This window comes from Paracoccus cavernae, assembly GCF_042430175.1.
GTDB classification, from domain to species: Bacteria; Pseudomonadota; Alphaproteobacteria; order Rhodobacterales; family Rhodobacteraceae; genus Paracoccus; species Paracoccus cavernae.
Genome location: NZ_JBHMDZ010000001.1, coordinates 550,131 through 574,636, shown reverse-complemented (window position 1 = coordinate 574,636; position 24,506 = coordinate 550,131). Strand labels below are relative to the sequence as shown.

Here is a 24,506-nt window from a genome sequence, read left to right as displayed (position 1 = left end):
CGGATCAACAGGTTTCAACTCGGCCTGCCGCGAGGCGGGTCTTGCGCGGGATGCGCAAATTAGATCGACGGGATTAATCACGATGCTGCTTACGGATTCTGCGGACCAACAGCCCCAGCCGACCGATTTCATCAAGGACGTCTCCGAGGCGACCTTCATGCAGGATGTGGTCGAGCAATCGATGGAACGTCCGGTGATCGTCGATTTCTGGGCGCCGTGGTGCGGCCCGTGCAAAACGCTCGGCCCCCAGCTTGAAGCCGAGGTCGCCAAGGCCAAGGGCCGCGTCGCCATGGCCAAAATCAACGTCGACGAAAACCAGATGATCGCGGGCCAGTTGCGCGTCCAGTCGATCCCGACGGTTTTTGCCTTCTTTCAGGGCCAGCCCGTCGACGCCTTCCAGGGCGCGATCCCACCCAGCCAGATCAAGCAATTCGTCGACAAGCTGGTCGAGCTTGGCGGCGATGACGGCGGGCTTGGCGCGGCGCTCGAAGCGGCCGAGGCCATGCTTGACGAAGGCGCGTTCGAGGATGCCGCCGAAACCTTCAACGCCATCATCGGCGAAGAGGCCGAGAACCCGCAGGCTTGGGGCGGGTTGATCCGTTCGCATCTGGCTGCAGGCAAACTGGACGATGCCGCCGATGCTTTGGCCCGTGTTCCCGCCGCTGCCGCCTCGGCCGCGCCGGTCGAGGCCGCGCGCGCCCAGCTTCAGCTCGCGCAGCAGGCCGCCGAGGCAGGCCCGCTCGACGAGCTGCGTGCTGCGGTCGAAGCCGACGCCAAGGACCATCAGGCCCGTCTCGATTACGCCACCGCGCTCCATGCGGCGGGCGATGTCGAAGAGGCGATCAACCAGCTGCTGGAATCCTTCCGCATCGACCGGGAATGGAACGAAGGTGCGGCGAAAGCGCAGCTGATCACGATTTTCGACGCGCTGAAGCCGACCGATCCGCTGGCGCAAAAGGGACGTCGACGGATGTCTTCGCTGATCTTCTCGTGATGCTGCGGCGTTTCGACCTTCCCGATACGATCCCGCTTTTTCCGCTCGAAGGGGCGGTGCTGATGCCGCGCGGCCGTCTGCCGCTCCAGATCTTCGAGCCGCGCTATTTGCAGCTTGTCGAGGATGTGCTCAAGACCTCGAACCGGCTGATCGGGATGATCCAGCCGCAAGAGGGCGGGGCGGACGGGCTGGCGCAGATCGGCAGCGCGGGACGGATCGTCAGCTTTTCGGAAATGGACGACGGCCGCTATATGATCACGTTGCGCGCCGTCTCGCGTTTCCGGCTGGGCGCGGTGCAGGAGGGGTTCATGCCCTATCTGCAAGGCGATGTGGATTGGAGCGGCTTCCCGCTTGATCGCGGCCTCCAGCCCGAAATCGACGCCGGCCTGAACCGCGGCGCGTTTCTCGACCGGCTGCGGCGCTATATGGATGCGCACGAGCTGTCGACCGATTGGGAGGCGGCCGAGCATGTCGATGACGAGATGCTGGTGAACTCGCTCGCCATGGTCCTGCCCTTGGGGGGAGAGGAAAAACAGGCATTGCTCGAGGCCCAGACCCTTGTCCAGCGGCGCGAGTTGCTGGATGGCTTGCTCGAATATGCTTTGCGCAACGGCGATAATGAGGAAATCATCCAGTGAGCGTCACCCAGCCCAATGGTCGCGAATTCGACCGCCATATGCTCGAGGCTCTGGTCTGCCCCGTGACCCATACCGTGCTGCATTACGATGCCGCGCGGCAGGAGCTGGTCTCGAGGGCGGCAGGGTTGGCTTTTCCGATCCATGACGGCATCCCGATCATGCTGGTCGGCGAGGCGCGCCAGATCAAAGCCGACGATTAAGCCCCGAAACCCGTGAAAAAAGCGCGGAGGCAGAACCTGCCCCCGCGCTTTTCCAATTCCTGCGGCCCGCTCTTGCAGATGGCCGTTCGTTCCCGTGGCCGCGCCTTAGAGGCCTGCCGCCTCGTCGGTGCCAAGCATGAGGTTGAGGTTCTGGACCGCCGCGCCGGACGCGCCTTTGCCGAGGTTGTCGAGCACCGCGACCAGCACAGCGCAGCCGTTCTCCTCGTCGCCATGGACCGAGATTTCGAGCTGGTTGGTCCCGTTCAGCCGCGTCGGCACCACCCGCGGCTCGGCATCGATCACCGAGACGAATTGCTGGCCTGCGTAATGCGCCTGCAAGGCATCGCGCAGATTGTTCATGTTGCGCGAATTATCCAGATGCAGCGGGATCTGGACCGCCATGCCCTGCGCGAAATTGCCCACCGAAGGTGCGAAAACCGGACGTTTGGTCAGGCCGACGTAATGCATGATCTCGGGCAGGTGCTTGTGGTGCTGGGTCAGGGCATAAACGAAGAAATCGGGCGCCTCGCCGCGCTCGTATTCGCCGATCAGCTCCTTGCCGCCGCCGGTATAGCCCGAGACGGCATTGATGGTCAGGTCTTCGTCGCGGCTGACGAGGCCGGCCTTGACCAAGGGCGCCAAAAGCGCGATCGCGCCGGTCGAATAGCAACCGGGATTGGCGACATATTTCGCGCCCGCAATCCGCGCGCGCATGTCGTCCTCAAGCTCGGCCAGGCCGAAAACCCAGTCGGGATTGACCCGATGCGCGGTCGAAGCGTCGATGAAACGCACATCCAGCCCCGCGGCCAAGGCCACGGCCTCTTTGGCGGCGGCATCGGGCAGGCAGAGGATCGCCACATCCGCCTCGGCCATGGCGGCGCGACGGGCATCGGCATCCTTGCGCAACGCCGGATCGATCTGGATCAGCGTAATATCGGAACGCGGAGCCAGACGCTCGCGGATCTGCAGACCCGTCGTGCCGGCCTCGCCGTCGATGAAAACCTTGTTTGCCATGGATGCGTCTCCTTTGAGGCGACTAGATAGCGCCCACAGGCGCGCCGTTCAATCAGCGCGCGCAAATCTCCGAGCGCACGAGGAAACGCTTCTCGCGGCCGTTGTCCAGAGAAAACATGCCGCCGCGCCCTGCGACAACATCTATGACCAGATCGGTGTGCATCCAAGCCACAGCGTGACTTTCCGCCATATAAAACGGCATTCCGCCGATCTCGCCCAGCTTCAGATCGCGTTCGCCCAAACGGAAATCGCCTTGCGCATAGCACATCGGGCTCGACCCGTCGCAACAGCCGCCCGATTGGTGGAACATGACCGGCCCGTGATCGGCCACGATCTCGGCCAGAAGCTGCAGGGCCTCGGGGGTTGCGCTTACGGTGCCCATCTCTTTCTCTTTCACAAAAATACCCGTGCCACAGGCAACGGCCCCCGCTTGGGGGGCCGTTTCAGGGAGCTTAGAAGAAGCCCAGCTTTTTCGGCGAATAGCTGACCAGCATGTTCTTGGTTTGCTGGTAGTGGTCGAGCATCATCTTGTGGGTCTCGCGACCAATGCCCGACTGCTTGTAGCCGCCAAAGGCCGCATGCGCCGGATAGGCGTGGTAGCAGTTGGTCCAGACGCGGCCGGCCTTGATGCCGCGACCCATGCGGTAGCAGGTATTGGCGTCACGCGACCATACGCCGGCACCAAGGCCGAACAGGGTGTCGTTCGCGATTTCCAGACCTTCTTCCTGCGTCTTGAAGGTGGTCACAGACACGACCGGCCCGAAGATCTCCTCCTGGAAGATGCGCATCTTGTTGTTGCCGAAGAAGACGGTCGGCTCGATGTAATAGCCGCCTGCCAGCGCGTCGCCCAGCTCGGCCGCCTTGCCGCCGGTCAGTACCTCGGCACCCTCTTTCTTGCCGATGTCGAGGTAGGAAAGGATCTTTTCCTTCTGCTCGCTCGAGGCCTGCGCGCCGATCATGGTCGCTGCATCGCGCGGGTCGCCCTGTTTGATCGCCTGAACGCGTTTGATCGCGCGTTCGATGAAGCGTTCGTAGATCGATTCCTGAATCAGCACGCGCGACGGGCTGGTGCAGACTTCGCCTTGGTTCAGCGCGAACATGGTGAAGCCTTCGAGCGCCTTGTCGAAGAAATCGTCGTCCTCGCGGGCCACGTCTTCAAAGAAGATGTTCGGCGATTTGCCACCCAGTTCCAGCGTGACCGGAATGAGGTTTTCCGAGGCATATTGCATGATCAGACGGCCGGTCGTCGTCTCGCCGGTAAAGGCGATTTTCGAGATGCGCGGGCTCGACGCCAGCGGCTTGCCTGCCTCCAGACCGAAACCGTTGACGATATTGAGCACGCCCGGCGGCAGCAGATCGGCGACGATGGTGATCCAGACCATGATCGAGGCCGGGGTCTGCTCGGCGGGTTTGAGGACGACGCAGTTGCCGGCGGCCAGCGCGGGAGCAAGCTTCCAGCAGGCCATCAGCAGCGGGAAGTTCCACGGGATGATCTGGCCGACGACGCCCAGAGGCTCCTGGAAGTGGTAGGCAACGGTGTCGTTGTCGATCTGGCTGATCGAGCCTTCCTGCGAGCGCAGGACGCCTGCGAAATAGCGGAAGTGGTCGATGGCCAGCGGCAGGTCGGCGGCGCGGGTCTCGCGGATCGGCTTGCCGTTGTCCCAGGTCTCGGCAGTCGCGAGCAGCTCGAGGTTCTGCTCCATCCGGTCGGCGATTTTCAGCAAGATGTTGGAACGCTCGGTCGGCGAGGTCGCGCCCCATTTGTCTTTGGCGGCATGGGCAGCATCCAGCGCCGCTTCGATGTCGTTGGAATCAGAGCGGGCGATTTCGCCGATCTCGGCACCGGTGATCGGGGTGGTATTGGTGAAATACCGGCCCGATTTCGGCGCGACGAACTGGCCGCCGATAAAGTTGTCATAGCGTTTCGCGAAGGGCGAAACGTTCACGCCTTTGAAGTCATGCGTTTGGTCGTTCGGCATTTGAATTCTCTCCCTAGGAACCGGCCTCCTCGACCGGATTGCGTTGAAGCTTCAGATCCTGTCCCGCGCCGGTCAATCGGGCCGCGCGTGCCGCAGCGCAGAATGTGTCTCAGGGGTGAGACAGTCGGCTGCGGGCAGCGGGCAGGGCAGGGGTGGCGGACGTGGCACTTCTGGCGGTGCCTTCGGTAATCCCGAGCCGCGACATGCGGCGGTAAAGCGTGGCGCGCCCGACGCCGAGCGCGCGCGCGGCGGCCGAGACATTGCCCTGCGCCCGCGTCAACGCGCCCATCACGGTCGAGCGCTCGGCCTGTTCGAACCCCGTGATCTCGTCGCTTTGCCCCAGCAGGTCCGAGGCCGGCCGCGGCCGCAGGATGCCTTCCTTCTCCAGCCCGTAGGCGCGGCGCGCGGCGCGGTTCGCCCCGATCATCAGATCGTCGCGATCGACCGCGATCAGCAGGTTCTGCTCGGGGCTCTCGCCCTCCGCGATGATGATGCGCGCCGCCGGAAAGCTGGCGCGAAAGTAGGCCGCCTCGATCATGCGCGCGGTTTGGGCGACCTGCGCCATGATCAGCGCATTGAGCCGTTCGTTGTGGTCGCGCCGAGCATTGGAGACATCGAGCGCCGCGACGACGCGGCCGTCTGGTCCCCAGATCGGCGCATCCACGCAGGTCATGCCGGTGTTGCGCGAAAAGAAATGTTCGTCGCGATGGATCGTGACCTGACGGCCCTCGACCAGACAGGTGCCGATGCCGTTGGTGCCCTCGGCGGCCTCGGACCAGTCATGCCCGCGCCACAGTCCCCAGGCGCGGAAGCTGTCGCCGTCGCCGTCGCTGATGCGCTGGTCGAGCACAATCCCGTCGGCATCGGTCAGCAGGACCGAACAGCCGGTCGGGCAAACCAGCTGGTAAAGCTGGTCGAGCCGCGGCGCCGCGACCGCCAGCAAGTCGCCCAGCCTTTCGCTGCGCGCGGCGGTGGCCGAAGCGTCGAGGCGGTTGCGCTCGGCGGCGACGGCCGGATCGAGGCCGTATTTCACCATCGAGCGCCGCCAGCGTGCCGCCTCGCGGCTGACCGCTGCGGGGGATTGCGATGCGCTGGTGACCCGATCTTCGTGACGGGGGCGGGTGTCGTGACGGGGGCGTGGCAAGGCGTCCTCCCAAGATCTCCTCGGGGATCAGCGTAACACGGGGTCCGCAGGCGCTGGCAAGTCAAAGCTTCTTGTTCTTTGGTCGCATGATTCGCGGGCTTTTACGCGAAACACCGGCCCGTTTCGGGGCCGGCGTTCCGGTTGTTCGCAAAGCGACTTGCGGGCAGATTTCGCGGTCAGGGCGTGATCGCGACCGTCCCGCCATCTGTCCATGCGCGGTATTCGGGGCGGTACATATCCTCGACGCTGGCCGCCGGATGGCGGAAGCTGCCGGGGGTGACCGCGCGCACGATATAGGCCAGCCGGAAGGGGCTGTCCGACATCCAGCTCAGCGAGGCCGCGAAACGGTCTTGCCGGAATTCGGCCATATCGGTCGAGGGGGTGTCCTCGCCCAGCCAGCTCAGCTGCGAGATGTCGCCCGCGCTGATCAGGTTGGGGTTGTCGATCTCGAAACCGGCGGGCAGGGGATCGGTGACCATCAGGCGTCCCCCTTCGGCGCTGTCGGGACGGACCGTCAGCACCGTGACCAGCCGCGTGCCAAGCGAGACCTGCGCAGGATCGACCGGCGCACCCTCCATGGTGAAATACTCGCGCAGCAGCGTATAGCCCTTGCCGCCCGCCGCCGGAGCGGTGACCGGCTGGCCGGTTGCGGTCAGGGTGATGGTGATCGGCGCGCCGCCACCATTGGCCAGAACCGCACCCTCGGGCAGATCCGCGACGGCAGAGCCGAGCGCGACCCCGTTCAGCGTCAGCGCGCTATTCCCGTCCGAAAGGCTTTGCGCGGCCATCACCGACCAGACCGATTCCTGTGTCGAAAGGTTCTGGCCGCGCTCGTTGGCGTACGCGATCCGGTCGGCGACCAGCGTCGTGAGCTGGCTTTGGTCGACGGCTTGGGTCTTGGCTTCGGTCGAGAGCGCCAGAACCGCCTCCATGTCGCGCAGATAGGTGCCGTAATCGCTGCGGTAGCCACGGCCCTCCGCAGGGGCAGCCCCGATTGCGCCATAGGCCTGACGGAACATCTTGTCCGCGCGCAACTGGTCGCCCGAAGATGCCAGCGCCGCACCCAGATTGGCCGCCGCCATCGGGGTCGAGAAAGCCTCGGGGGTGGTGTCGGCATAGTAGCGCAGATCGCCGATGGTCGCGGCCCGCTCGCGCGCGAGAACAGCGAGCGCATAGGCGAGGGCCGCGTTTTCGTCGGCCGAGGCCGAGCGCGGTTCGATCGATGTGTTGACGCGGTTGCGCAGGTTGTCGATCGCCTGTTTGAAGGCCGCGTCGGGGACCTCGTGGCCCGCCGCACGGGCACGCGACAGGAAGTCCGAGACATAGCTGTCGAGCCAAAGATCGCCCGAATCCGCCGACCAGAGGCCGAATCCGCCGCTCGAGGACTGGCGCGTCAGGATCAACGCGATGGCCTGTTCGATCGAGGTCGGATTGGGGTTGTTGGCGCTGATGTTCTCCAGCGCCGACAGCCGCGGCAGGTACAAAAGCGGCATCGCGATCGAGGTGATCTGCTCGGTGCAGCCATAGGGGTAGCGTTCAAGCCGCGCGAGCGCGCCGGCCACGTCGAGCCGCCCGTAATTGCCCACCGCGACCGAGATCGCCGCGCCGGGCAGCAGCCCGTCGGTCAGCTGCGGCGGGATGCCGAGGCTGGTTCCGGGGGCAATCGCCAGCCGGTCCTGACGCTGGATGTCGGGCTCGTTCATCGCGACGGAGATCGCGATATCCTTGGTCAGCGCGGTGCCGTCCGGCGTGGTCAGGGTCAGGCGCATTTCGGCAAGGCCGGTCTGCTCGCCCGCCGAAAGCGGCACGGACAGTTTGGCCTCGCCTTTCTCGGTCAGGGTCACGCTGTCTTGCGGCAGGGTAAAGCCGATCCCCGCCTCGCCGCCCGCTTGGGCCAGCGCGACGCGAACGTCGCCCGCCGGACCCGAAGCATGGGTCAGACGCAGCCCGATCTGGGCCTGATCACCCGGTGCAAGGAAGGCGGGGGCGGTCACGGTCATGACGACCGGATCGCGCGACAGGATGGTCGCATCGCTTTGGCCGATACCGGTTTCGGACCAGACCACCGCCATGACGCGGATCTGGCCGTTGAAATCGCCGATCGGCAGGTCGACGGTCACGGTGCCGTCCGCGCCGACGGTCAGCGGGCCGGAGAACCAGCTCATCAGCTTTTCGGTCGGAGGCGGGGCCTCGGTCCCCGAGACCTGCGCATCGCCGCCTTCGCGGAAGGTGCCGTCCGCTGCGCCCGAAGGCAGGATCAGGCGGCCGTAGAGATCGCGCAGACCGACGCCGAGGCGGCGCTGGCCGAAGTAATGTTTCGACGGATCGGGCGGGGTAAAGCCGGTGAGGTTCAAAATGCCCTGATCGACCGCCGCGATGGTCGCATGGACCGTCTCGCCAGCAATGCCGCCCTCGACCTTGAGGGTGACCGGCACCGATTGGCGCGGATTGGTTTCGGCGGGCACGGTCAGGCTGGCCTGAAGCTGCCGCTGACCGGGGTCGACGGCGGCATGGGCAATGCCGAGCGCGCGCACCGGCATGCGGTCGCCCGCCTCGATCCCCGAGATCGGACGGATCGCGCTGACCGAGACATAGACGCCCGCGCCCCAGTCATCCGTGACCGGAAGCGCGATGACGTTGTCGCCGGCCTTCAACGGGACGATCTGCTGGCTGACGAGCTTGCTCGACATCACCGAAACGATGCCTTGGCCGTCCGCAATCGCCTCGACCGTGACGTTGGCGGTGTCGCCGCTGCGATAGGCGGGTTTGTCCAGCGCGACCTTGAGGCGGTCGGGCGTATCCGAGCCCGCGCCCGCACTAAAGCCCCAGCCGGCATAGAAGCTGGTCGAGCTGACGGCACCTGCCGCGGTACGCGCCACCAATTCATAGCTGCCCCAGCCGACCGTGCCCGCGATTTCGACCGGCGTTTCGCCGATCTCGGCGCTGCCTTCGGCGACGCGCTGGCGGGTGGTCGTGGTTTCCCACTGCCATTGGCCGCCAAGCGAATACCATTCGTAATGGGTCTCGACGCGGTTGATCTCCCACTGCACGGCGGCCGCGGCAGGCTGCTGGTCGGGGCCGACCGCGATCAGCGCGAAGCGGGCATCGGAGCCGTCGGCGACCGTATCGTCCTCGAAGAGCGGGCGGATGCCGATGATGGGCTGGTCGGGCAGGATAAGCGTCGACTGGCTGCGCTCGACCGGACGGCCCGCGCCTTCACGCACATCGAGCACGACCTTGGCTTCGACGGGGCGCTGGCCGAGGGTCTCGGCATCGGGAAGGGTGACTTCTGTCGAGAAATTGCCGTCCGCATCGGTTTGGCCGCTGGCGATGGATTCCGCGGTGGACTGGCTTTCGTCGTCATAGCGGCCGAAGCGATAGTCTTTGAACGCGGCAAGGGTGGTGCGCGGCGACAGCAACAGCGAGCCGTCGACCGGCAGTTCCGCCGCCGGAGCGCCGAACAGCCAGTTCGCGGTCAACGAGACGGTCAGCGTTTCGCCTGCCTTGATCGGTCCCTCGGGCAGTTTGGGGGTGAAGTCGATGCGCTCGGGCAGGAAGTCCTCGACCATCATGCGGGTGGTGGCGAGCGCGGGGCCGTCGGCCTCGGCGCGGATTTCCAGCCGCCAGGTGCCGCGCGGCGCATTGCCCGGAATGGCCCATGACAGGACATGGCCGCCTGCTCCGGCCTCGGTCGCGATCATGCGGGCCTGCTCGACCCCGTCGGGGCGGATGATGACGGCGGTCAGCGGCAGGGCCGACAGCGCGCGGGTTTCGAGATCGCGGGCCGTCATGGTGGCGTTGACCGTATCGCCCGCGCGATAGGCGCCGCGGTCGGTGGCGACGAAAACATCGATGGCGGGGGCGGGGGCCTGCCCCTCGACGCCGCGATCCGAGAGGTCGAATTCGGCATCGGTCAGCGACATGAAGGCCATGTCCCGGGGCGCGCGCTCCGCACCTTCGCCCGACCATGCGGTGACGGTGATCAGCGCGGGCGCGGCCGGACCCTGACCCAGCGAAAGGCCGGGGGCGAAATGGGCGATGCCCTGATCATCGGTGATCGCGCGGGCCAGAACCTCGTTGGCGCGCGACACCAGCGCGACCTCGACGCCGGATTTGGCCGAAGTATCGGCGAGGCTGCGGACCGCGACGGTCAGCCCGTCGGTGCCCGAATAGCTCGAGATCCCGAAATCCGAGATCACGAACCATTGCGTCGCGACGCCGGTGTCATCGATGTCCTTGCCGTCGATCGAGGCCTGAAGCAGGTAGATGCCGGGGGCGAGATTGCCCGCCTCGGCCGGAATGGCGAGGCGCGAGGTGATTTCGCGGTTGAGCGTTTCCTGACCGCTGGGCTTGGCGGGTTCGGCCTTGCCGCGCCAGACTTCGGTCGCCAGCCCGTCCGAGAAGTAACCGGCCTGCCAGCTATCCAGCGGCGTTGCGAACAGCCCGTCGGACATGGTGCGCAACAGGTTGCGGTCCGAAAGGCGCAGCAGCGTCAAATCCATCAGATCGACGTTCACCGTCGAGACCGACAGCCCCTGATCTCCGCCCGAGGGCAGGACGAAGGCGCGGCTCGGGAAGCGCAACGAAGGATCACGGTCGCGGATATAGCTGCGCAGGGTGATGTCTTTGGGCAGCGTGTCGCCGCCCTTGGCCGGAAGGCCAGCGCGCAGCGTGACCTCGATCTGCTGGCCGAAGGTCAGGCCGGTCAGGCACAGTTCGGACCCGTTGACCGTCACCGCCATATCCGTCGCGGGCAGGCGCATGAAATCGGCGTAGTTCACTGCCGGATCCATCTGGCGCGACATCGCGATGCAAAAACGCGGCACGGCGGCGGCCGTATCGCTGCGGGTATCCGTCACGCGCATGCCGTTGCGGTCGGTCGAGGTCTGGAGATCGTCCAGAATGGCCGGATCATTCGGCAAGAGCTGGTTGGCAAGCTGCAGGGCCGCCAGACCGTCCTGCCCGCGACCCTGCCGCTCGTAGGCAAAGGACAGCCAGCGCAAGGCCAGTGCCGCCGCGGCGTCGTTGCCCGCGCGCAGATAGGCGTTGACCGCCGCCGAGGCGATGACCTGCGACGAGAAACTCCCTGCCCCTTCAGGCGCGTAAAGCATCTGCCGCGCGAAATTCGCCCAGTCCTCGCCGCGATCGAATTGCGCGGTCAGCGTGGCCGAAAGCCGGATTGCGGTCGCCATATCGCCCATTGCTTCGGCACGGGCGGCGGCTCCCGCGGGGTCGGGCTCGGCCGAGGGCGGATACATGGCCGCCATGCCGTTCGCGAGGCTGCGGGCTTCGCGCAGGTCGTAATCGCTCAGAAAGCGCGCGGCGGCGGCACGGGCCTGCGCTTGCGTCAGGCTTTGCGGCTGCAGATCCAGCACGCGCCCCGAAAGCGCATTGGCGAAAGGCACCGGCGCAGTGGCCGAGCCGTCCTTGGGGAAACAGGCACGCGCCGAGGCGTTATAGGTCAGGGCCTCGCATTGCAGCATGTTGAGACAGGCCTGCACGCAAGATTGCAGCGTGGTGTCGAAAATCGGACCAAGATCGCCGCCCGGCATGTCGTGATCGGCCAAAAGCTCGATCCGGCGTTCGGGCAGGGGGCTTGATTGCGGCTGATCGCCTGCGGGAGTTTGCGCGAGGGAGGCTACCGGCCACCCCAAAAGGAAGGCCGTCAAAGCCAAACGCGTCAGCCAGCTGATTTTTCCCGCCATATCTGCCTCGCATCCCGATTTATGTCTGAATTGATGAGGGTTGTGTCATTTCGTCGGCAAGGAGGCAATCGCCTCACTGCCATTCCAATTCGGAAAAGGCACTCGCGGCATTGCGCGCGGTGGTCGCGTCGAAATCGGCCCAACCGGCGGCTTGCGCCTGCATGTCCTTTACGGTTGCGGGCACAGCCTCCGACATGGCTCGGCCCTTGGCGATCAGCGCAGCGACGGTGCTGCGCAGGGCGTCCAGATAGGCTTTTTGCGGCGAGATCGCCTCCTTCCAGTCGTTCTGGATCGCGCCGTGGCCGGGGATGATCAGGCTTGGTGCGGGATCGCGCGGCGGCTCGGCCAGCCAGCTCTCCCATCCCGAAAGCGAGCCGTCGATGACGGGTGTCAGCTCCCGAAAGACCAGATCGCCGGTGAAAAACGCCCCCGAGCGACTGTCGAAAGCGGTCAGATCATTGTCGGTATGGGCGGCGGCGACAGGGGTCAGCGTGACCTTGGTCCGTCCCAGATCCAGCGTGAGCGGGGCCGAGACCAGCTGGTCGACCGGCGCGATCCGCGTCCCGAGCAGGGCCTTCGTGCCGATCTGGGCGGGGATAGACTGGCGCCAGCTTGCGCTGCGCATCGAGACTGCGGGCGGAAGTTTGGCATTGGCGACGATGGTGGCGCCGGCCTCGGAAAAGACCTCTGACCCCAAGATGTGGTCGGGGTGCATGTGGGTCAACACAAGATGGCTGATAGGAAGATCGGTCTCGCGCCGGATCGCGGCATAAAGCGCCTCGCCCTCGGCGCGGCTGCCGCCCGCGTCTATGACCAGAACGCTGTCGCCGATCACGAAGGACAGATTGGCGATGCGGCCGGCGTTTTCGGGCGAGAGCGCCTCGGGGCGCCCGAGATGGACGAAGACCCCATCCCCCGCCTCTTCGACCGCCAGCGCCGGAAGCGCATCGGTCGCGACGCAATCGGGCGGGTTCGGCGCGAAGATCTGCGGATGGCGCGCGAACCAGTCGCGGGCGATCTGCTCGCCGCCCTGGCGGCAATCCTCCTGACGTACGGAATCACCGGCCGGCAACATCCGCAGGTCGCACAGCGACGGGTCGGCATTGAGGCAGGCCATGACGACAAGATGGAACATGCCGACACCATAGCGGAGTTGCCGGTTTCGCGCAAAATAATTGCGCTGCGGCGGAGTTAGCCTTGATCGGAGCGGGGGCTTTTGCACGGGGTGCGCAGGGGAAATGCTGGGAGAAAGCATGCTTCCCGCGCCCCGATTTGTTAGTTGTGCTAACCGCGCCGCATCGCGTGAAAAGCGCTATCTGGCCTTGGCGGAATTGCGACTTATCGGCAGGTCCTCTGGCCGGTTCTTACAACTTTAGTCGGGTTGACGCTGTACCTTGCCCCCGTAAACTGGCATAGTCGCGCGATGCGATAACCGCACACGCATAATTTGCAGAGATGGAGCATCACTATGGCTTGGGCCAAACCGATCCTGAAAGAAGTCGCCTGCGGCATGGAAATCAATATGTACGCACCGGCAGACGACGAGCCGGTTCTGTTCTGATTTATCAGCACGGAAAGCGAAAGTTCCCTGTCCGGCTTTCGGGCGGGGAAAACCAACCGGTACTGATGACATGCGTGTTCTGATCCTTGGCGCGGGGGCCGGTGGTGGCTTGCCGCAGTGGAATTGTGGTTGCCGCAATTGTAACGCTGCCCGCACCGGCGAAATTCCCTCGATGACGCAAAGCAGTATCGCCGTCAGTGCCGATGGCGAGGCTTGGGCTTTGATCAACGCCTCCCCCGATTTGCGCGGCCAGCTGGCCCTTCATGCGCCGCTTTATCCCAAGGGATTGCGCGGCTCCGGCCTGCATTCTGTGCTGGTGACCAATGGCGATATCGACCATGTCGCGGGGCTTTTGACCCTGCGCGAAAGTCAGGCCTTCGATCTTTTCGCGACGCCTGCGATTCATGACGTTCTGGCCGCCAATCCGGTCTTTACCGCCATGAACCCCGAATTCGTGACCCGCAAACGCATCGCGCTCGACCATGAATTCGCGCTGCTGCCCGATCTTTCGGCGCGCCTGTTTGCCGTGCCGGGGAAGGTGCCGCTGTATCTGGAGGGCGAAAGCGTCCGGACAGATCTTCTGGGCGAAAACACCGTGGGGGTCGAACTGACCGCGAACGGGCGGCGCGGCTATTACATTCCGGGCTGTGCCCTTGTGCCCGACTGGCTGCTGGACCGCATCCACGGCGCGGATCTTCTGATGTTCGACGGCACTCTGTGGTCCGACAACGAGATGATCGAGGCGGGTCTGGGCAAAAAGACCGGCCGCCGCATGGGCCATGCACCGGTCTCGGGCGAGGGAGGCAGCCTCAATGCCTTCGACGAGGCGGCGCTTGGCCGCCGCATCTATGTCCATATGAACAATTCGAACCCGCTGACCGATCCGCGCAGCGCCCAGACGGCCCTTGCTGGTGCCTCGGGCTGGGATATCGGCCATGACGGGATGGAGATCACGCTATGAACATCCAGACGCCGGCCTCCGGCAAAGCCCAATCGCGGGCGGATTTCCACGAGCGTCTGCGCCAGATCGGTGCCGACCGCTATCACGACAAACACCCGTTTCACGCGCGCCTTCACGGCGGCGAATGCACCCCGGACGAGGTTCGCGCCTGGGTCATCAACCGCTGGCAATACCAGTCGCGCATCCCGATGAAGGATGCCGCTTTCATGTCGCGCGTGGTCGATCCCGACCTGCGCCGCGCATGGCGGTCGCGGATCGAGGATCACGACGGCGGTGTCGAGGAAGGCGGCGGCATCCGGCGCTGGCTCAAACTGGCCGAGGCGGTCGGGCTTGATCCCGATTACGTCGCAAGCGGCGTGGGCGTCATGGCGGGCACGCGTTTCGCGGTCGATGCCTATGTCCGCTTCGTGCGCGACATGCCGCTTCTGGACGCGATCGCCTCCAGCCTGACCGAGATGTTTGCCCCCAAGATCCACGCCCAACGGATCGAAGGCCTTTTGAAGCACTACGATTTCGCCGACGACAGCAGCCTTTCCTATTTCCAGACCCGCCTCAAAGAGGCGCCGAAGGATGTGGAATTCGGGCTGAACTATGTGCTCGACCATGCCGATACGCTGGAAAAGCAGGATGCGGCGGCGGCGGCTTTGACTTTCAAGACCGATGTGCTTTGGGCCCAGCTCGACGCTTTGTGGTACGGCTATGTCGAGGGCAATATCCCCCCCGGCGCATGGCGTCGGGGCGAGGGTATGGCCAAAGCCGCAGGGGCCGCGTGATGGCCGCACCCGCGCAGGAAAGCCTCGGCGATGATTGCGTGCCCTTTCTTCCGCGCGGCGTTCGCCTTCATGACGACAAGTTGCGCGGCATCCGCGTGCTTTTGGCCCCCGAACGCGCCATCCAGCTTGATATGATCGGCGATGCCATCTTGTCCGAACTCGATCGCAAGCGCAGTCTGGGAGAGATCATCGACCATCTCGCCACGACCTATGCCGCGCCGCGCGACCAGATCGCGCAGGATGTCCGCGAGTTCCTTGGCGGCTTGGTCGAGCGCCGGATGGTTTTCGTTGAGGACCCGTCATGAACCAAGACATCGCCCGCGACATCAAAGGCAATCCGGTCACCTCGGGCCTGCCGATGGCCATGCTGGCCGAGTTGACCCACCGTTGCCCGCTGTCCTGCCCCTATTGCTCGAACCCGCTGGAACTGACGCGTCAGGCGGCCGAGCTTTCGACCGAAGAATGGGCCAGCGCCTTTCGTCAGGCGGCCGAGCTGGGCGTGCTTCAGGTCCATCTGTCGGGCGGAGAGCCCGCCTCGCGCCGCGATCTGGTCGATCTGGTCAAGGCGGCGCGGGATGCGGGGCTTTACGTCAATCTGATCACCTCGGGGATCGGCCTGACCGAGGCGCGTTTGCGCGAATTGGACGAGGCGGGCGTCGATCACGTCCAGCTTTCCCTGCAAGGTGTCAATGCGGAAATGGCCGACTGGATCGGCGGCTATAAGGGCGGCTTCAACCGCAAGATGCAGGTCGCGCAATGGATTGCCGACATCGGCTTTCCGCTGACCGTGAATGCGGTCGTCCACCGCCAGAACGTCGACCGCCTGCCCGAGATGATCGCCATGGCCGAAGATCTGGGCGCGCGCCGGATCGAGGTTGCGACCGTCCAGTTCCACGGCTGGGCCGAACGAAACCGCAAGACCTTGATGCCGACCTACGAGCAATCGCTTGAGGCGCGCCGTATCGTCAACGAAGCGCGCGAGCGTCTGCGCGGCGTCATGGTCATCGACTATGTTCCGCCGGACCATCACGCGAAATTCCCCAAGGCCTGTATGGGCGGCTGGGGCTCGACCGGTCTCAATATCGCGCCGGACGGCAGCGTTCTGCCCTGCCATGCCGCGCAGACCATCACGGGGCTGAAATTCGACAATATCCGCGATCTGCCTTTGGCCGAGATCTGGCATAAAGGCAGCGCCTTCAACGCGTTCCGCGGCACGGCCTGGATGCCTGAACCCTGCCAGAGCTGCGAGCGGCGCGATATTGATTTCGGCGGCTGCCGCTGTCAGGCGATGGCGATGGCGCAGGATCCGACGCTGACCGATCCGGTCTGTTCGCGCTCGCCCTTCCAGGCGCAGCTACACGCAATGGCCGAGGCGGATTCGCAAAGCGGTGATACCGAGCTTGTTTACCGCACCATGCCCAAGGAGGCGCGGCCATGATGCGCGCTCTGCTTTTGACGGTTCTTCTGGGCGTGACTGCCGCGAATGCCCAGGAAGCAGAGAACCCGCTCCAGCCCTCGCCGGCTTGGGAGGATCTGCGCTCGAGCATCATCGGCACCGAGACCGATCCCCCGATCGATCCGCAGGTGCTGCTGCTCGATGCGCCCAAACGCGCCGATAATCCCGCCCTCGTGCCTGTCCGGCTGACCCAGCCCGAAGGCGCGCCGGCCATCGTGTCGCTGGTGCTGGTCGTCGACAACAACCCCGCGCCGGTCGCTGCCGAATTCACCTTCGGCGAGGCGCTGATGCCTCTGGATTTCGAGGTCAGGCTGCGCGTCGATGCTTATGGCGATCTGCGCGCCATCGCGACCTTGGCCGACGGCAGCAAGGTCATGGCGGGGCGATTCGTCAAAGCTTCGGGCGGCTGTGCAGCCCCTGCGGGTAAGAGCATGGAGCAGGTTCGCGCTCTCATGGGGCAGATGAAGTTTCTCTCCGTCCCTGACGAAGAAGAGGGGCAACCCCCACCGGACGGGCGCGAGATCGGTACCTTGATGATCCGACATCCCAATTTCTCGGGCCTTCAGCGCGATCAGGTGACGCTGCTCGATATTCCGGCAGAGTTCATCCAGACCCTGCGTCTGCGGCAGGGCGAAAGCGACCTCTTTACAATGGATGCGGGGATTTCCGTATCGGAGGATCCGGTCTTCCGTTTTGCCTATCGTCCGGGCAAGGGGCCGGTCACGGTACATGCGCAAGATACCGAAGGCCGCGTCTGGCAGCGAGAGTTCTAGGACTTTGCGGCCGCGCGGGGCGCAAAGCCCTTTGATGCGGCAAAATTTAAAATTTTCCGCACAGTGAAGCGCCTTGCACCATCCGGAAAGCGATTTCCGGTCTAGCCCCCTTGCGCGATGGGGCCGGAGCCTTAAGATTGTTGCTCAAGCAAGCTGGCTCGTCCGGCTCGCAATCGTTTTTGGGAGGAAAAACGATGACGACAGTTCAAGCAAACGAAAAGGCCGTGACCCCGCGTCCGTCGGCTGATCGCGTCAGGGAAATCCTGATCGTGGACGATCACCCGCTGATGTGTGACGCTTTGGCTTTGACCCTGAAAATCAGCTTCGGCCTCAAGAATGTGCGCACCGCGCGCAGTCTGACCGCCGCGGTCGAGCAGATCCGCACGATGGGGGCACCGGATGCGGTCATCCTCGACCTGAATTTGCCCGATGCGCGCGGCTCGGAAGGTTTGGTGACCCTGCGCCGCCAGATCCCCGATGTGCCGATCACCATGATTTCGGCCGATCTCGAGGGGGCGATGATCGGTGCGGCAATGGCCGCAGGCGCGCAGGGCTATATCTCGAAATCGCTCGGCCGCGAGGCTCTGGTCGATAGTCTGCGCCGCATGTGGGAAGGCGAACGCGTCACCCCCGAAGGCTACGAGCCCGAGGCGGCAGGCGAGGAGGGCGAGGCCCGCGCCGAGCTGGCGCGCCGTTTCGCCAGCCTGACGCCGCAGCAGATGAAGATCCTGCGCCTGATCTGTCAGGGCAAGGCGAACAAAGAGATCAGCTACGAGCTCTCGATCGCCGAGGCCACGGTCAAGACGCATATCACCGCGATCATGTCCAAGATCAACGCGCGCCGCCGCACGCAGGCCGTTCTGCTGGCCAATACCGTGCGCCTGTTCGAGCCCGCATGAACTATGCTGCCTCTACGCCCGCGCCGGATGCGGCACGGGCGCGGGCGCTTTTGGCGCCGGTCGCGATTTCCGTCGCCCTGAGCGACCCCGACATGGCCGGAAGTCTGCTGCGCGTTCTTTCGCCGGCCGACCCCGATCTGGTTTTGCTTTTCGCATCCCATGCCGAAAATCTGGCCGAATTGTCGCGCAAACTGGCGCGCAAACTGCCCGAGGATTGCAGCATCGTGGGCTGCTCTTCGGCGGGCGAAATCGGTCCGATGGGCTATTGCGCGGGCACGGTCACGGCTTTGGCCTTTCCCAAGGGCAGCTTCCGTTCTGCCGTCTGTGTTTTGCGCGATCAGGAACATATTCCGGTCTCGGAATGGATGCAGGTCCTGCGCAATTTCCGCATGGATTTCAATGTGGACGACCGCCGCTCGGTCTTTGGCGTGTTGCTGGCGGACGGGATGGCGCGGCACGAGGATGTGCTGGTCGCCACCCTCGAGGCAACCATGCCGGGCATGCCGGTCATCGGCGGCTCGGCAGCGGACGGGCTGCGCTTCGGGCGCACTTGTCAGGTCGTGAACGGGGTCGAGCATCCCGGCTCGGCGATCGTGCTGCTGGTCGAGACCGATTTCACCGCCCACGAGGTCAGCTTTTCGCATTTCTCGGCAACCTCGAAACGGGCGGTCGTGACGGCTGCCGATCCGCAGAACCGTACCATTCTCGAACTGAATGCCGAACCCGCCGCCGAAGAATACGCCCGACTTGCGGGGATCCGCGCCGACAATCTCCATCCGCCGGAATTCGCGCGCCATCCGCTGGTGTTACGCACGGGTCGGCGCAACCATATCCGCGCCATTCGCGGTGTAACCCCCGAGGGCGGGCTGGAGCTGATGTCCTCGATCGAGGCGGGCACCATCCTGCGGCTCGGTCGGGTCGAGGATATGACGCAGGGCTTTGCCGATACGCTCAGCGCCCTGCCGCGTCCGCCGGTCATGGTTTTGGGTTTCGACTGCATCCTGCGCCGTCTTGCCATCGAGCGCGCGGGGATGCGCGAGGAAATGTCCGAGATTTTTGCCCGTTTTCGCGTTGCGGGGTTCAATACCTACGGCGAGCAGCATAATGGGATGCATGTGAACCAGACCTTTGTGGGCATGGCCCTGATGCAGCCCGAAACGGCGTGACGATATTCCGATGACCCTGCTCCGCGAAACCGACAGCCCCGAGCGCCGCGTCGAAAAGCTCTCGCGCATTTCCGACGTGCTGATAGACCGCATCGACCGGCTCGAGGAAATGCGCGGCTCGGCATGGTCGATGTTTCAGGCCGCCGTCGCGCTGGAGCAAGAGGTCGAGGCGCGCACCCGCGAGCTGGAACGCGTGCTGGCCGATCTGTCCGAGCGCAACCGCGAGCTGGCCGTGGCGCGCGCCGCTGCCGAAGAGGCGAACCGTTCCAAGACGCGGTTCCTGCGCGCGGCGAGCCATGATCTGTTGCAGCCCTTGTCTGCCGCGCGGCTGTTTCTGACCGCGCTGAGCGATACCGATCTCGACCCGTTCCAGCAGGAGCTGACCGGCCGTCTGGCGGGGGCCTTCGAATCGGTCGAAGAGCTGATGCATGCGGTGCTCGACATCTCGCGGCTCGATAGCCAGCGCATCGAATTCCACCGCAAACCGGTCTATCTGGGCGATCTCTTCCGCCGTCTCGCCATCGAATATGCGCCGATGGCCGAAGTCAAAGGGCTGGCACTGACCTTCGTGCCGACCTCGGCCGTGGTCGACAGCGATCCGGTGTTCCTGCGCCGGATTGCACAAAACCTTGTGTCCAACGCGATCAAATATACCGAAAGCGGGCGGGTTCTGGTCGGAATCCGCCGTCAGGGCGATCAGGTCTGGCTCGAGATCCACGACACCGGCATCGGCATTCCGCCCGCCGACCGCAGCCGGATTTTCGACGAATTCCAGCGCGTCGGCCGCGAAGGCGTCGCGCCGGGCATGGGGCTCGGCCTGTCGATCGTGCGCCGCGCCTGTGCCAAGCTCGGCCATCCGATCACGGTCGACAGCGAGCAGGGCCGCGGCACGGTCTTCCGCGTCGGCCTGCCGATTGTCGCGCCCGACGAGGACGGGCTGATCCGCATCGTCGACAAGACCCCCGCAGCCCTGCGCGGACGGGTGGCGCTGGTGGTGGAAAACGACCCCAACATGCGCCGCGCCTATGAATTGATCCTGAGCGACCAGCTCGGCATGGTGCCGCGTCTGGCGGGCGGCACGGCCGAGGCTTTGGCCACGATGGGCGAAGAGCCCCCCGATGTGATCATCGCCGATTACAACCTCGACAACGGCGACAACGGCCTGACCGCGATCAATGCCCTGCGCGAAGAGGTCAATCTCGAAATTCCCGCGATCATGATCACGGCGCAGCGCTCGTCCGAGATCGCGCGTGCCTGCAACGAGATCAACGTGCCGCTGATGGAAAAGCCTATCCGGCGCGAAGAACTGCAACTGCTGCTCCAGAGGATTTTGTCCTAAGACAAAGGGACCATCCCTCCGGCGCGGCGCTTTCGCCCCGCGCGGCCAAAGCGCAGGCTGACGGCGATGTGGAGGAGACGACCCATGACCATTCTGCCGACCCAACTGCGCAAGTTGGCCCTTGCCGCAAGCCTGGCTTTCGCCTGCGCCCTGCCGGGGCTTGCTGCCGCCGACGAGGCGGGCGATCTGGTGTTCACCGAGCGCGCGCCGTGGTCTTTGCCCGACGGCGGCGAGGTCTGGGCGCTTGATATCGTCGTGCCGCAGGGGGCCGAGGTCCGCGCGTTCAGGGACGGCAAACTGTCCCTCGTCACGACGACCGATCCCAAGGACGGCAAACCCATGCTGCAACTGCTGGAAGACGGCGGCGGGCTCGAGCGCAAGATCGGTCCTTTTCCCAGCGACGGCGGCGATCCGACGGTGGTTTTCTTCCTTGAAACCGTGGCGCGCAATATGGCGGCCTCGTCGGGGGGCAGCCCCTATTACATCCGCAACCGCCTGAAGGATGCGGTGTTTCGCGGCGGCGAGCTGACCTCGGAAGGCGACACCAAGGTCGCGGTCTTCCGGCCCTTCCTCAACGATCCGAACAAGGCACGGATGGGGGTGTTCGAGCAGCTCGAGCTGCGCTTCGTCATCGCCGATCCCAAGGAGCCGATCGCAAGCATGACAGCGACCACCGGCGGCGAGACGCCCGCCTTCCTCGTCTCGATGGTGCAGCCGTGAGGGGGCTGGTTCTGGCGGCGGCGCTGTTTGCGCCCTTGGCCCCGCTGCCGCTCGCGGCGCAGGCGGTCAACGACTACCCGACCAATGCGCGGGCCGATTACGTTTTCGTCTGCATGGCAACCAACGGCCAGACCCGCGACATGCTGGACCGCTGTTCCTGCGCCATCGACGAAATCGCCAGCATCCTGCCCTATGACAAATACGTCAGCGCAGAGACCGTGATGCGCATGCGCCATACCACGGGCGAGCGCTCGGGCATGTTCAAGCAAGGCGGCATGATAGGCGAGATCGTCGCCGAATTCCGCCGCGCGCAGGCCGAGGCCGAGGTGCTCTGCTTCTGATCGCTCGCGCGGAGCAAACGGGGCGCAAGCGGGGTGGACATTGGCCGTCCCAAACCGTCCTATTGCCGCGGATTTCGACAGGAGGATGACGATGGATCTGGGCATCAAGGGCAAACGCGGGCTGGTTTGTGCGGCCTCGAAAGGGCTGGGGCGCGGCTGCGCCGAAGCATTGGCCGCGGCAGGGGTCGATCTGGTGATCAACGCACGCAGCGAAGACGTGCTGACCCGCACCGCCGAAGACATCGCCAGCCGTTTCGGTGTCAAGGTCACGCCGGTTGCCGCCGATATCACCACCGACGAAGGCCGCGCCAAGGTTCTGGCCGCGCTGGTTGGTCAGGCCGATATTCTGGTCACCAATGCCGGCGGCCCGCCCCCCGGCCAATGGACCGACTGGAGCCGCGACGATTTCATCAAAGCTTTGGATGCGAACATGCTTTCGGCGGTTGCGCTGATGCAGGCGCTGGTTCCGGGTATGATGGAGCGCGGCTGGGGCCGTGTCGTCAACATCACTTCGCAATCGGTGCGCACGCCGATCGGCGTTCTGGGCCTGTCGAATGCGGCGCGATCGGGGCTGACGGGTTTTGTCGCAGGCATGTCGCGCGCGGTCGCGCCCTCGGGCGTCGTGGTCAACAACCTGCTGCCCGGCATCCATGCCACCGACCGTGCCGAAAGTCTGGACGGCGGTGTCTCCAAGGCCGAGGGGATCTCTATCGAAGAAGCCCGCAAGCGCCGCGAGGCCACCATCCCGACCCGCAGCTACGGCACGGCCGAGGATTTCGGCGCGACCTGTGCCTTCATGTGCAGCCAGCATGCGCGGTTCATGGTCGGCCAGAACATTCTGCTGGACGGCGGCGCGTCGAACATCTCGATCTGAGGGGTGTCGGGCGCGGGTTCAGCGGTAGCTGTCGATGATCCGCGCCAGACTTTCCTTCAGGCTGGCCATCTGCGCGGCGGGGCAATGGGCCTCGTAATGCAGCGGGCCGACCGAGACGATGTCGCTGCCGTAATCGTTGCACAGCGACCCCTCGCCCAAGCTGCCGGCGGGGATCGGATTGGCCTCGATATGGCGACGGGCGGCAAGATAGGCACCGGCGCGCAATTGCCGGTCCTCGCGCTGTTCGGGCTTGCCGCGCCATCGGGTGATGCTGACCAGCCGGTCGTCCGGCGACAAAAGCTGTTCGGAGCGGTGGCCGAAACCGCCGCCCTCGACGATGCGGATCGCTTCTGATTGCAGGGCGGCTCCGCCTTTGCGCTGTGCAAAGCCCGATTTCTTTTGCGGCATGGCTTGGGTCATGGTTTCGGTTCCGTCCGGGGTTGCGGACCGGCTTGACGGTTGGGCGCAGGCGGCCGGCGCCAAGAGGCAGGCAAGGGACAGGGCGGTCATCGTCACGCGCATCGGGGTCGGCCTTTGATCGTTTGAACGAAGCTTCCGCGCTTTTGACGAAAGGCGCAAGTTCGTGGCGTTTCAAACCCTCTTGCCAGAAATTGTGCCGTCCGCTACGACCTTTGGTGGAAGTCGGGAGACGCTGGCGCAAGTCAGGGCCGAAGGAGCAACCGCCCCGGTAAACTCTCAGGCAAAAAGACCGCCTTCCCCAAAAACTCTGGAGAGAGCCGCGAGCGGCCGCCGAAGGGATAACGATCTCAGGCGCAAAGGACAGAGGGGGCATCTAACCGCAGCCAAAGGCTGCACGCTGTGGACAGTCATGTCCGGGCGGTGGAACCGGGGGATGTCATGGCCGAAACACGGCGCACGAAGCTTTTTGATCTGCATGTCGCCAAAGGCGCGAAGATGGTGCCTTTTGCCGGATGGGATATGCCCGTCCAATATCCGATGGGCGTGCTGAACGAGCATCTCCACACCCGTGCCCGCGCCGGTCTGTTCGACGTCAGCCACATGGGGCAGGTGATTTTGCGTGGCGAGGGTGCTGCCGAGGCGCTCGAGACGCTGATCCCCGCCGATATCGCGGGTTTGAAGGAAGGCCGCCAGCGTTACGGCCTGTTCACCAGCGAGACGGGCGGCGTGCTGGACGATCTGATGATCGCCAACAAGGGCGACCACCTTTACCTCGTGGTGAATGCGGCGAATGCCGAGGCCGATCTTGCGCATCTGCGCCAGCTTGAAGCCAAGGGCGTTTCGGTCGAGCAGGCGGACCGCTCGCTTCTAGCGCTGCAGGGCCCCGAGGCCGAGGCGGTTCTGGAGGCTGTCGTCCCCGGAGTTGCAGCGATGAAGTTCATGGATTCGCACGATTTCGACTGGCAGGGCGCAAGCCTGTGGATCTCGCGCTCGGGCTATACCGGCGAGGACGGTTTCGAGGTGTCGGTCCCGCATGACCGTGTCGAGGCTTTCGCCGATGCGCTTCTGGCGCATGAGGCCGTGGCATGGGTCGGGCTTGGCGCGCGCGACAGCCTGCGTCTCGAGGCGGGCATGCCGCTTTACGGTCACGAGATGGACGAGACGACCTCGCCTGCACGGGCCGGTCTGGGCTGGTCGATCCCGAAGGTCCGCCGCATTGGCGGGGCACGCGAAGGCGGCTTCCCCGGGGCGGATGCTATTTTGGCCGAACTTGCAGCCGGTGCGACCCGCGCCCGCTACGGCATTCGTCCCGAAGGTCGTGCGCCGATCCGCGAGGGCGTCGCGATCTTTGACACCGATCAAGGCGGCGAGGCCATCGGCACGGTAACGTCGGGCGGATTCGGACCCTCGGCCGGTGGCCCGATCGCCATGGCCGAATTGCCCGCAGGGCTGGCCGAAGGTCGCCAGCTTTGGGCCGAATTGCGCGGCAAGCGCCTGCCGGTTGTTATTGCCGCTTTGCCTTTCCATATACCCGCATACAAGCGCTGAG

General features: G+C 65.0%; 23 protein-coding genes and 2 riboswitches. Of the genes, 16 read left to right on the top strand and 7 right to left on the bottom strand.

Going from position 1 to position 24,506, the window contains the following annotated elements:
- Positions 1 to 82: 82 nt before the first annotated feature.
- Genes trxA through ACFFUC_RS02795 form a run of 3 tightly spaced genes read left to right on the top strand, consistent with a single transcriptional unit; the run spans position 83 to position 1,832 of the window.
- Positions 83 to 994: a thioredoxin gene (trxA, locus tag ACFFUC_RS02805; protein ID WP_377683306.1), complete on the top strand. Its 912-nt coding sequence runs from the start codon at positions 83 to 85 to the stop codon at positions 992 to 994.
- Complete coding sequence (locus tag ACFFUC_RS02800; protein WP_377683611.1) at positions 994 to 1,632, top strand: LON peptidase substrate-binding domain-containing protein; 639 nt, start codon at positions 994 to 996, stop codon at positions 1,630 to 1,632. Before trxA ends, ACFFUC_RS02800 begins: the two co-directional genes overlap by 1 nt.
- A gap of 38 nt (positions 1,633 to 1,670) precedes the next feature.
- Positions 1,671 to 1,832 (top strand): Trm112 family protein, encoded by a 162-nt coding sequence (locus ACFFUC_RS02795; protein WP_377683609.1) that lies wholly within the window; start codon positions 1,671 to 1,673, stop codon positions 1,830 to 1,832.
- A gap of 105 nt (positions 1,833 to 1,937) precedes the next feature.
- Here ACFFUC_RS02795 and argC read toward each other — a convergent pair whose 3' ends face one another.
- From argC to ACFFUC_RS02765, 6 genes are all read right to left on the bottom strand, one after another.
- Positions 1,938 to 2,846 (bottom strand): N-acetyl-gamma-glutamyl-phosphate reductase, encoded by a 909-nt coding sequence (gene argC / locus ACFFUC_RS02790; RefSeq protein ID WP_377683304.1) that lies wholly within the window; start codon positions 2,844 to 2,846, stop codon positions 1,938 to 1,940.
- Positions 2,847 to 2,898: 52 nt separating this feature from the next.
- Positions 2,899 to 3,228, bottom strand: a complete 330-nt coding sequence (locus tag ACFFUC_RS02785) for a DUF779 domain-containing protein (protein ID WP_377683303.1) — start codon at positions 3,226 to 3,228, stop codon at positions 2,899 to 2,901.
- A 70-nt stretch (positions 3,229 to 3,298) separates the two neighbouring features.
- Entirely contained in the window at positions 3,299 to 4,825 is a 1,527-nt protein-coding gene (adh, locus tag ACFFUC_RS02780) for an aldehyde dehydrogenase (protein WP_377683301.1), read from the bottom strand.
- A 109-nt stretch (positions 4,826 to 4,934) separates the two neighbouring features.
- On the bottom strand, positions 4,935 to 5,969 hold the full coding sequence (locus tag ACFFUC_RS02775) for a GAF domain-containing protein (protein ID WP_377683299.1): 1,035 nt from the start codon (positions 5,967 to 5,969) through the stop codon (positions 4,935 to 4,937).
- 176 nt (positions 5,970 to 6,145) lie between these two features.
- The gene (locus tag ACFFUC_RS02770) at positions 6,146 to 11,674 is read right to left on the bottom strand and encodes an alpha-2-macroglobulin family protein (protein ID WP_377683297.1); all 5,529 of its coding nucleotides are present in this window, start codon (positions 11,672 to 11,674) and stop codon (positions 6,146 to 6,148) included.
- 73 nt (positions 11,675 to 11,747) lie between these two features.
- Positions 11,748 to 12,809, bottom strand: a complete 1,062-nt coding sequence (locus ACFFUC_RS02765; RefSeq protein WP_377683295.1) for a quinoprotein relay system zinc metallohydrolase 2 — start codon at positions 12,807 to 12,809, stop codon at positions 11,748 to 11,750.
- A 333-nt stretch (positions 12,810 to 13,142) separates the two neighbouring features.
- Here ACFFUC_RS02765 and pqqA point away from each other — a divergent pair, with 333 nt between their 5' ends.
- The 12 genes from pqqA to ACFFUC_RS02705 all read left to right on the top strand — a co-directional run bounded on the left by pqqA (position 13,143) and on the right by ACFFUC_RS02705 (position 22,537).
- A complete protein-coding gene (gene pqqA / locus ACFFUC_RS02760) occupies positions 13,143 to 13,235 on the top strand; it encodes a pyrroloquinoline quinone precursor peptide PqqA (RefSeq protein ID WP_312524661.1) in 93 nt (30 codons plus the stop codon).
- 70 nt (positions 13,236 to 13,305) lie between these two features.
- Positions 13,306 to 14,196 carry a pyrroloquinoline quinone biosynthesis protein PqqB gene (gene pqqB / locus ACFFUC_RS02755; protein ID WP_377683292.1) on the top strand — a complete coding sequence of 297 codons (891 nt, stop codon included), beginning with the start codon at positions 13,306 to 13,308 and terminating at the stop codon, positions 14,194 to 14,196.
- The gene (gene pqqC, locus ACFFUC_RS02750; protein WP_377683291.1) at positions 14,193 to 14,969 is read left to right on the top strand and encodes a pyrroloquinoline-quinone synthase PqqC; all 777 of its coding nucleotides are present in this window, start codon (positions 14,193 to 14,195) and stop codon (positions 14,967 to 14,969) included. The genes pqqB and pqqC overlap by 4 nt, the downstream gene beginning before the upstream one ends.
- Positions 14,969 to 15,274 carry a pyrroloquinoline quinone biosynthesis peptide chaperone PqqD gene (gene pqqD, locus ACFFUC_RS02745; protein ID WP_377683289.1) on the top strand — a complete coding sequence of 102 codons (306 nt, stop codon included), beginning with the start codon at positions 14,969 to 14,971 and terminating at the stop codon, positions 15,272 to 15,274. Before pqqC ends, pqqD begins: the two co-directional genes overlap by 1 nt.
- Positions 15,271 to 16,407, top strand: coding sequence for a pyrroloquinoline quinone biosynthesis protein PqqE (pqqE, locus tag ACFFUC_RS02740; protein ID WP_377683287.1), 1,137 nt, complete (start codon positions 15,271 to 15,273; stop codon positions 16,405 to 16,407). Before pqqD ends, pqqE begins: the two co-directional genes overlap by 4 nt.
- Entirely contained in the window at positions 16,404 to 17,198 is a 795-nt protein-coding gene (locus ACFFUC_RS02735) for a quinoprotein dehydrogenase-associated SoxYZ-like carrier (protein WP_377683285.1), read from the top strand. Before pqqE ends, ACFFUC_RS02735 begins: the two co-directional genes overlap by 4 nt.
- Positions 17,199 to 17,392: 194 nt before the next feature.
- Entirely contained in the window at positions 17,393 to 18,097 is a 705-nt protein-coding gene (locus tag ACFFUC_RS02730; protein ID WP_377683283.1) for a response regulator transcription factor, read from the top strand.
- Positions 18,094 to 19,263: an FIST N-terminal domain-containing protein gene (locus ACFFUC_RS02725; RefSeq protein ID WP_377683282.1), complete on the top strand. Its 1,170-nt coding sequence runs from the start codon at positions 18,094 to 18,096 to the stop codon at positions 19,261 to 19,263. The genes ACFFUC_RS02730 and ACFFUC_RS02725 overlap by 4 nt, the downstream gene beginning before the upstream one ends.
- 10 nt (positions 19,264 to 19,273) lie before the next feature.
- Positions 19,274 to 20,602 (top strand): ATP-binding response regulator, encoded by a 1,329-nt coding sequence (locus tag ACFFUC_RS02720; RefSeq protein WP_377683281.1) that lies wholly within the window; start codon positions 19,274 to 19,276, stop codon positions 20,600 to 20,602.
- 84 nt (positions 20,603 to 20,686) lie between these two features.
- Positions 20,687 to 21,322, top strand: coding sequence for a hypothetical protein (locus tag ACFFUC_RS02715; RefSeq protein ID WP_377683280.1), 636 nt, complete (start codon positions 20,687 to 20,689; stop codon positions 21,320 to 21,322).
- Positions 21,319 to 21,663: a hypothetical protein gene (locus ACFFUC_RS02710; RefSeq protein WP_377683279.1), complete on the top strand. Its 345-nt coding sequence runs from the start codon at positions 21,319 to 21,321 to the stop codon at positions 21,661 to 21,663. Before ACFFUC_RS02715 ends, ACFFUC_RS02710 begins: the two co-directional genes overlap by 4 nt.
- A 91-nt stretch (positions 21,664 to 21,754) precedes the next feature.
- Complete coding sequence (locus tag ACFFUC_RS02705; RefSeq protein ID WP_377683278.1) at positions 21,755 to 22,537, top strand: SDR family oxidoreductase; 783 nt, start codon at positions 21,755 to 21,757, stop codon at positions 22,535 to 22,537.
- 18 nt (positions 22,538 to 22,555) lie between these two features.
- On the opposite strand, the gene ACFFUC_RS02700 is transcribed toward ACFFUC_RS02705, so the two are convergent.
- Positions 22,556 to 22,957, bottom strand: a complete 402-nt coding sequence (locus tag ACFFUC_RS02700; protein WP_377683276.1) for a hypothetical protein — start codon at positions 22,955 to 22,957, stop codon at positions 22,556 to 22,558.
- Between the two features lie 213 nt (positions 22,958 to 23,170).
- Positions 23,171 to 23,259, top strand: a riboswitch (glycine riboswitch).
- A gap of 3 nt (positions 23,260 to 23,262) precedes the next feature.
- A riboswitch (glycine riboswitch) is annotated at positions 23,263 to 23,323 on the top strand.
- 72 nt (positions 23,324 to 23,395) lie between these two features.
- Between ACFFUC_RS02700 and gcvT the strand changes: the two genes are divergently transcribed.
- Positions 23,396 to 24,505 carry a glycine cleavage system aminomethyltransferase GcvT gene (gene gcvT, locus ACFFUC_RS02695; RefSeq protein WP_377683608.1) on the top strand — a complete coding sequence of 370 codons (1,110 nt, stop codon included), beginning with the start codon at positions 23,396 to 23,398 and terminating at the stop codon, positions 24,503 to 24,505.
- Position 24,506 lies beyond the last annotated feature (1 nt).

Coding starts and splice junctions, on each gene's coding strand:
- adh (WP_377683301.1), bottom strand. CDS start 4,825: ATGCCGAACGACCAAACGCATGACTTCAAAGGCGTGAACGTTTCGCCC.
- ACFFUC_RS02725 (WP_377683282.1), top strand. CDS start 18,094: ATGAACTATGCTGCCTCTACGCCCGCGCCGGATGCGGCACGGGCGCGG.
- pqqD (WP_377683289.1), top strand. CDS start 14,969: ATGGCCGCACCCGCGCAGGAAAGCCTCGGCGATGATTGCGTGCCCTTT.
- ACFFUC_RS02705 (WP_377683278.1), top strand. CDS start 21,755: ATGGATCTGGGCATCAAGGGCAAACGCGGGCTGGTTTGTGCGGCCTCG.
- ACFFUC_RS02735 (WP_377683285.1), top strand. CDS start 16,404: ATGATGCGCGCTCTGCTTTTGACGGTTCTTCTGGGCGTGACTGCCGCG.
- pqqA (WP_312524661.1), top strand. CDS start 13,143: ATGGCTTGGGCCAAACCGATCCTGAAAGAAGTCGCCTGCGGCATGGAA.
- ACFFUC_RS02785 (WP_377683303.1), bottom strand. CDS start 3,228: ATGGGCACCGTAAGCGCAACCCCCGAGGCCCTGCAGCTTCTGGCCGAG.
- pqqE (WP_377683287.1), top strand. CDS start 15,271: ATGAACCAAGACATCGCCCGCGACATCAAAGGCAATCCGGTCACCTCG.
- pqqB (WP_377683292.1), top strand. CDS start 13,306: ATGCGTGTTCTGATCCTTGGCGCGGGGGCCGGTGGTGGCTTGCCGCAG.
- trxA (WP_377683306.1), top strand. CDS start 83: ATGCTGCTTACGGATTCTGCGGACCAACAGCCCCAGCCGACCGATTTC.
- ACFFUC_RS02720 (WP_377683281.1), top strand. CDS start 19,274: ATGACCCTGCTCCGCGAAACCGACAGCCCCGAGCGCCGCGTCGAAAAG.
- pqqC (WP_377683291.1), top strand. CDS start 14,193: ATGAACATCCAGACGCCGGCCTCCGGCAAAGCCCAATCGCGGGCGGAT.
- argC (WP_377683304.1), bottom strand. CDS start 2,846: ATGGCAAACAAGGTTTTCATCGACGGCGAGGCCGGCACGACGGGTCTG.
- ACFFUC_RS02765 (WP_377683295.1), bottom strand. CDS start 12,809: ATGTTCCATCTTGTCGTCATGGCCTGCCTCAATGCCGACCCGTCGCTG.
- ACFFUC_RS02770 (WP_377683297.1), bottom strand. CDS start 11,674: ATGGCGGGAAAAATCAGCTGGCTGACGCGTTTGGCTTTGACGGCCTTC.
- ACFFUC_RS02800 (WP_377683611.1), top strand. CDS start 994: ATGCTGCGGCGTTTCGACCTTCCCGATACGATCCCGCTTTTTCCGCTC.
- gcvT (WP_377683608.1), top strand. CDS start 23,396: ATGGCCGAAACACGGCGCACGAAGCTTTTTGATCTGCATGTCGCCAAA.
- ACFFUC_RS02700 (WP_377683276.1), bottom strand. CDS start 22,957: ATGACCCAAGCCATGCCGCAAAAGAAATCGGGCTTTGCACAGCGCAAA.
- ACFFUC_RS02715 (WP_377683280.1), top strand. CDS start 20,687: ATGACCATTCTGCCGACCCAACTGCGCAAGTTGGCCCTTGCCGCAAGC.
- ACFFUC_RS02730 (WP_377683283.1), top strand. CDS start 17,393: ATGACGACAGTTCAAGCAAACGAAAAGGCCGTGACCCCGCGTCCGTCG.
- ACFFUC_RS02795 (WP_377683609.1), top strand. CDS start 1,671: ATGCTCGAGGCTCTGGTCTGCCCCGTGACCCATACCGTGCTGCATTAC.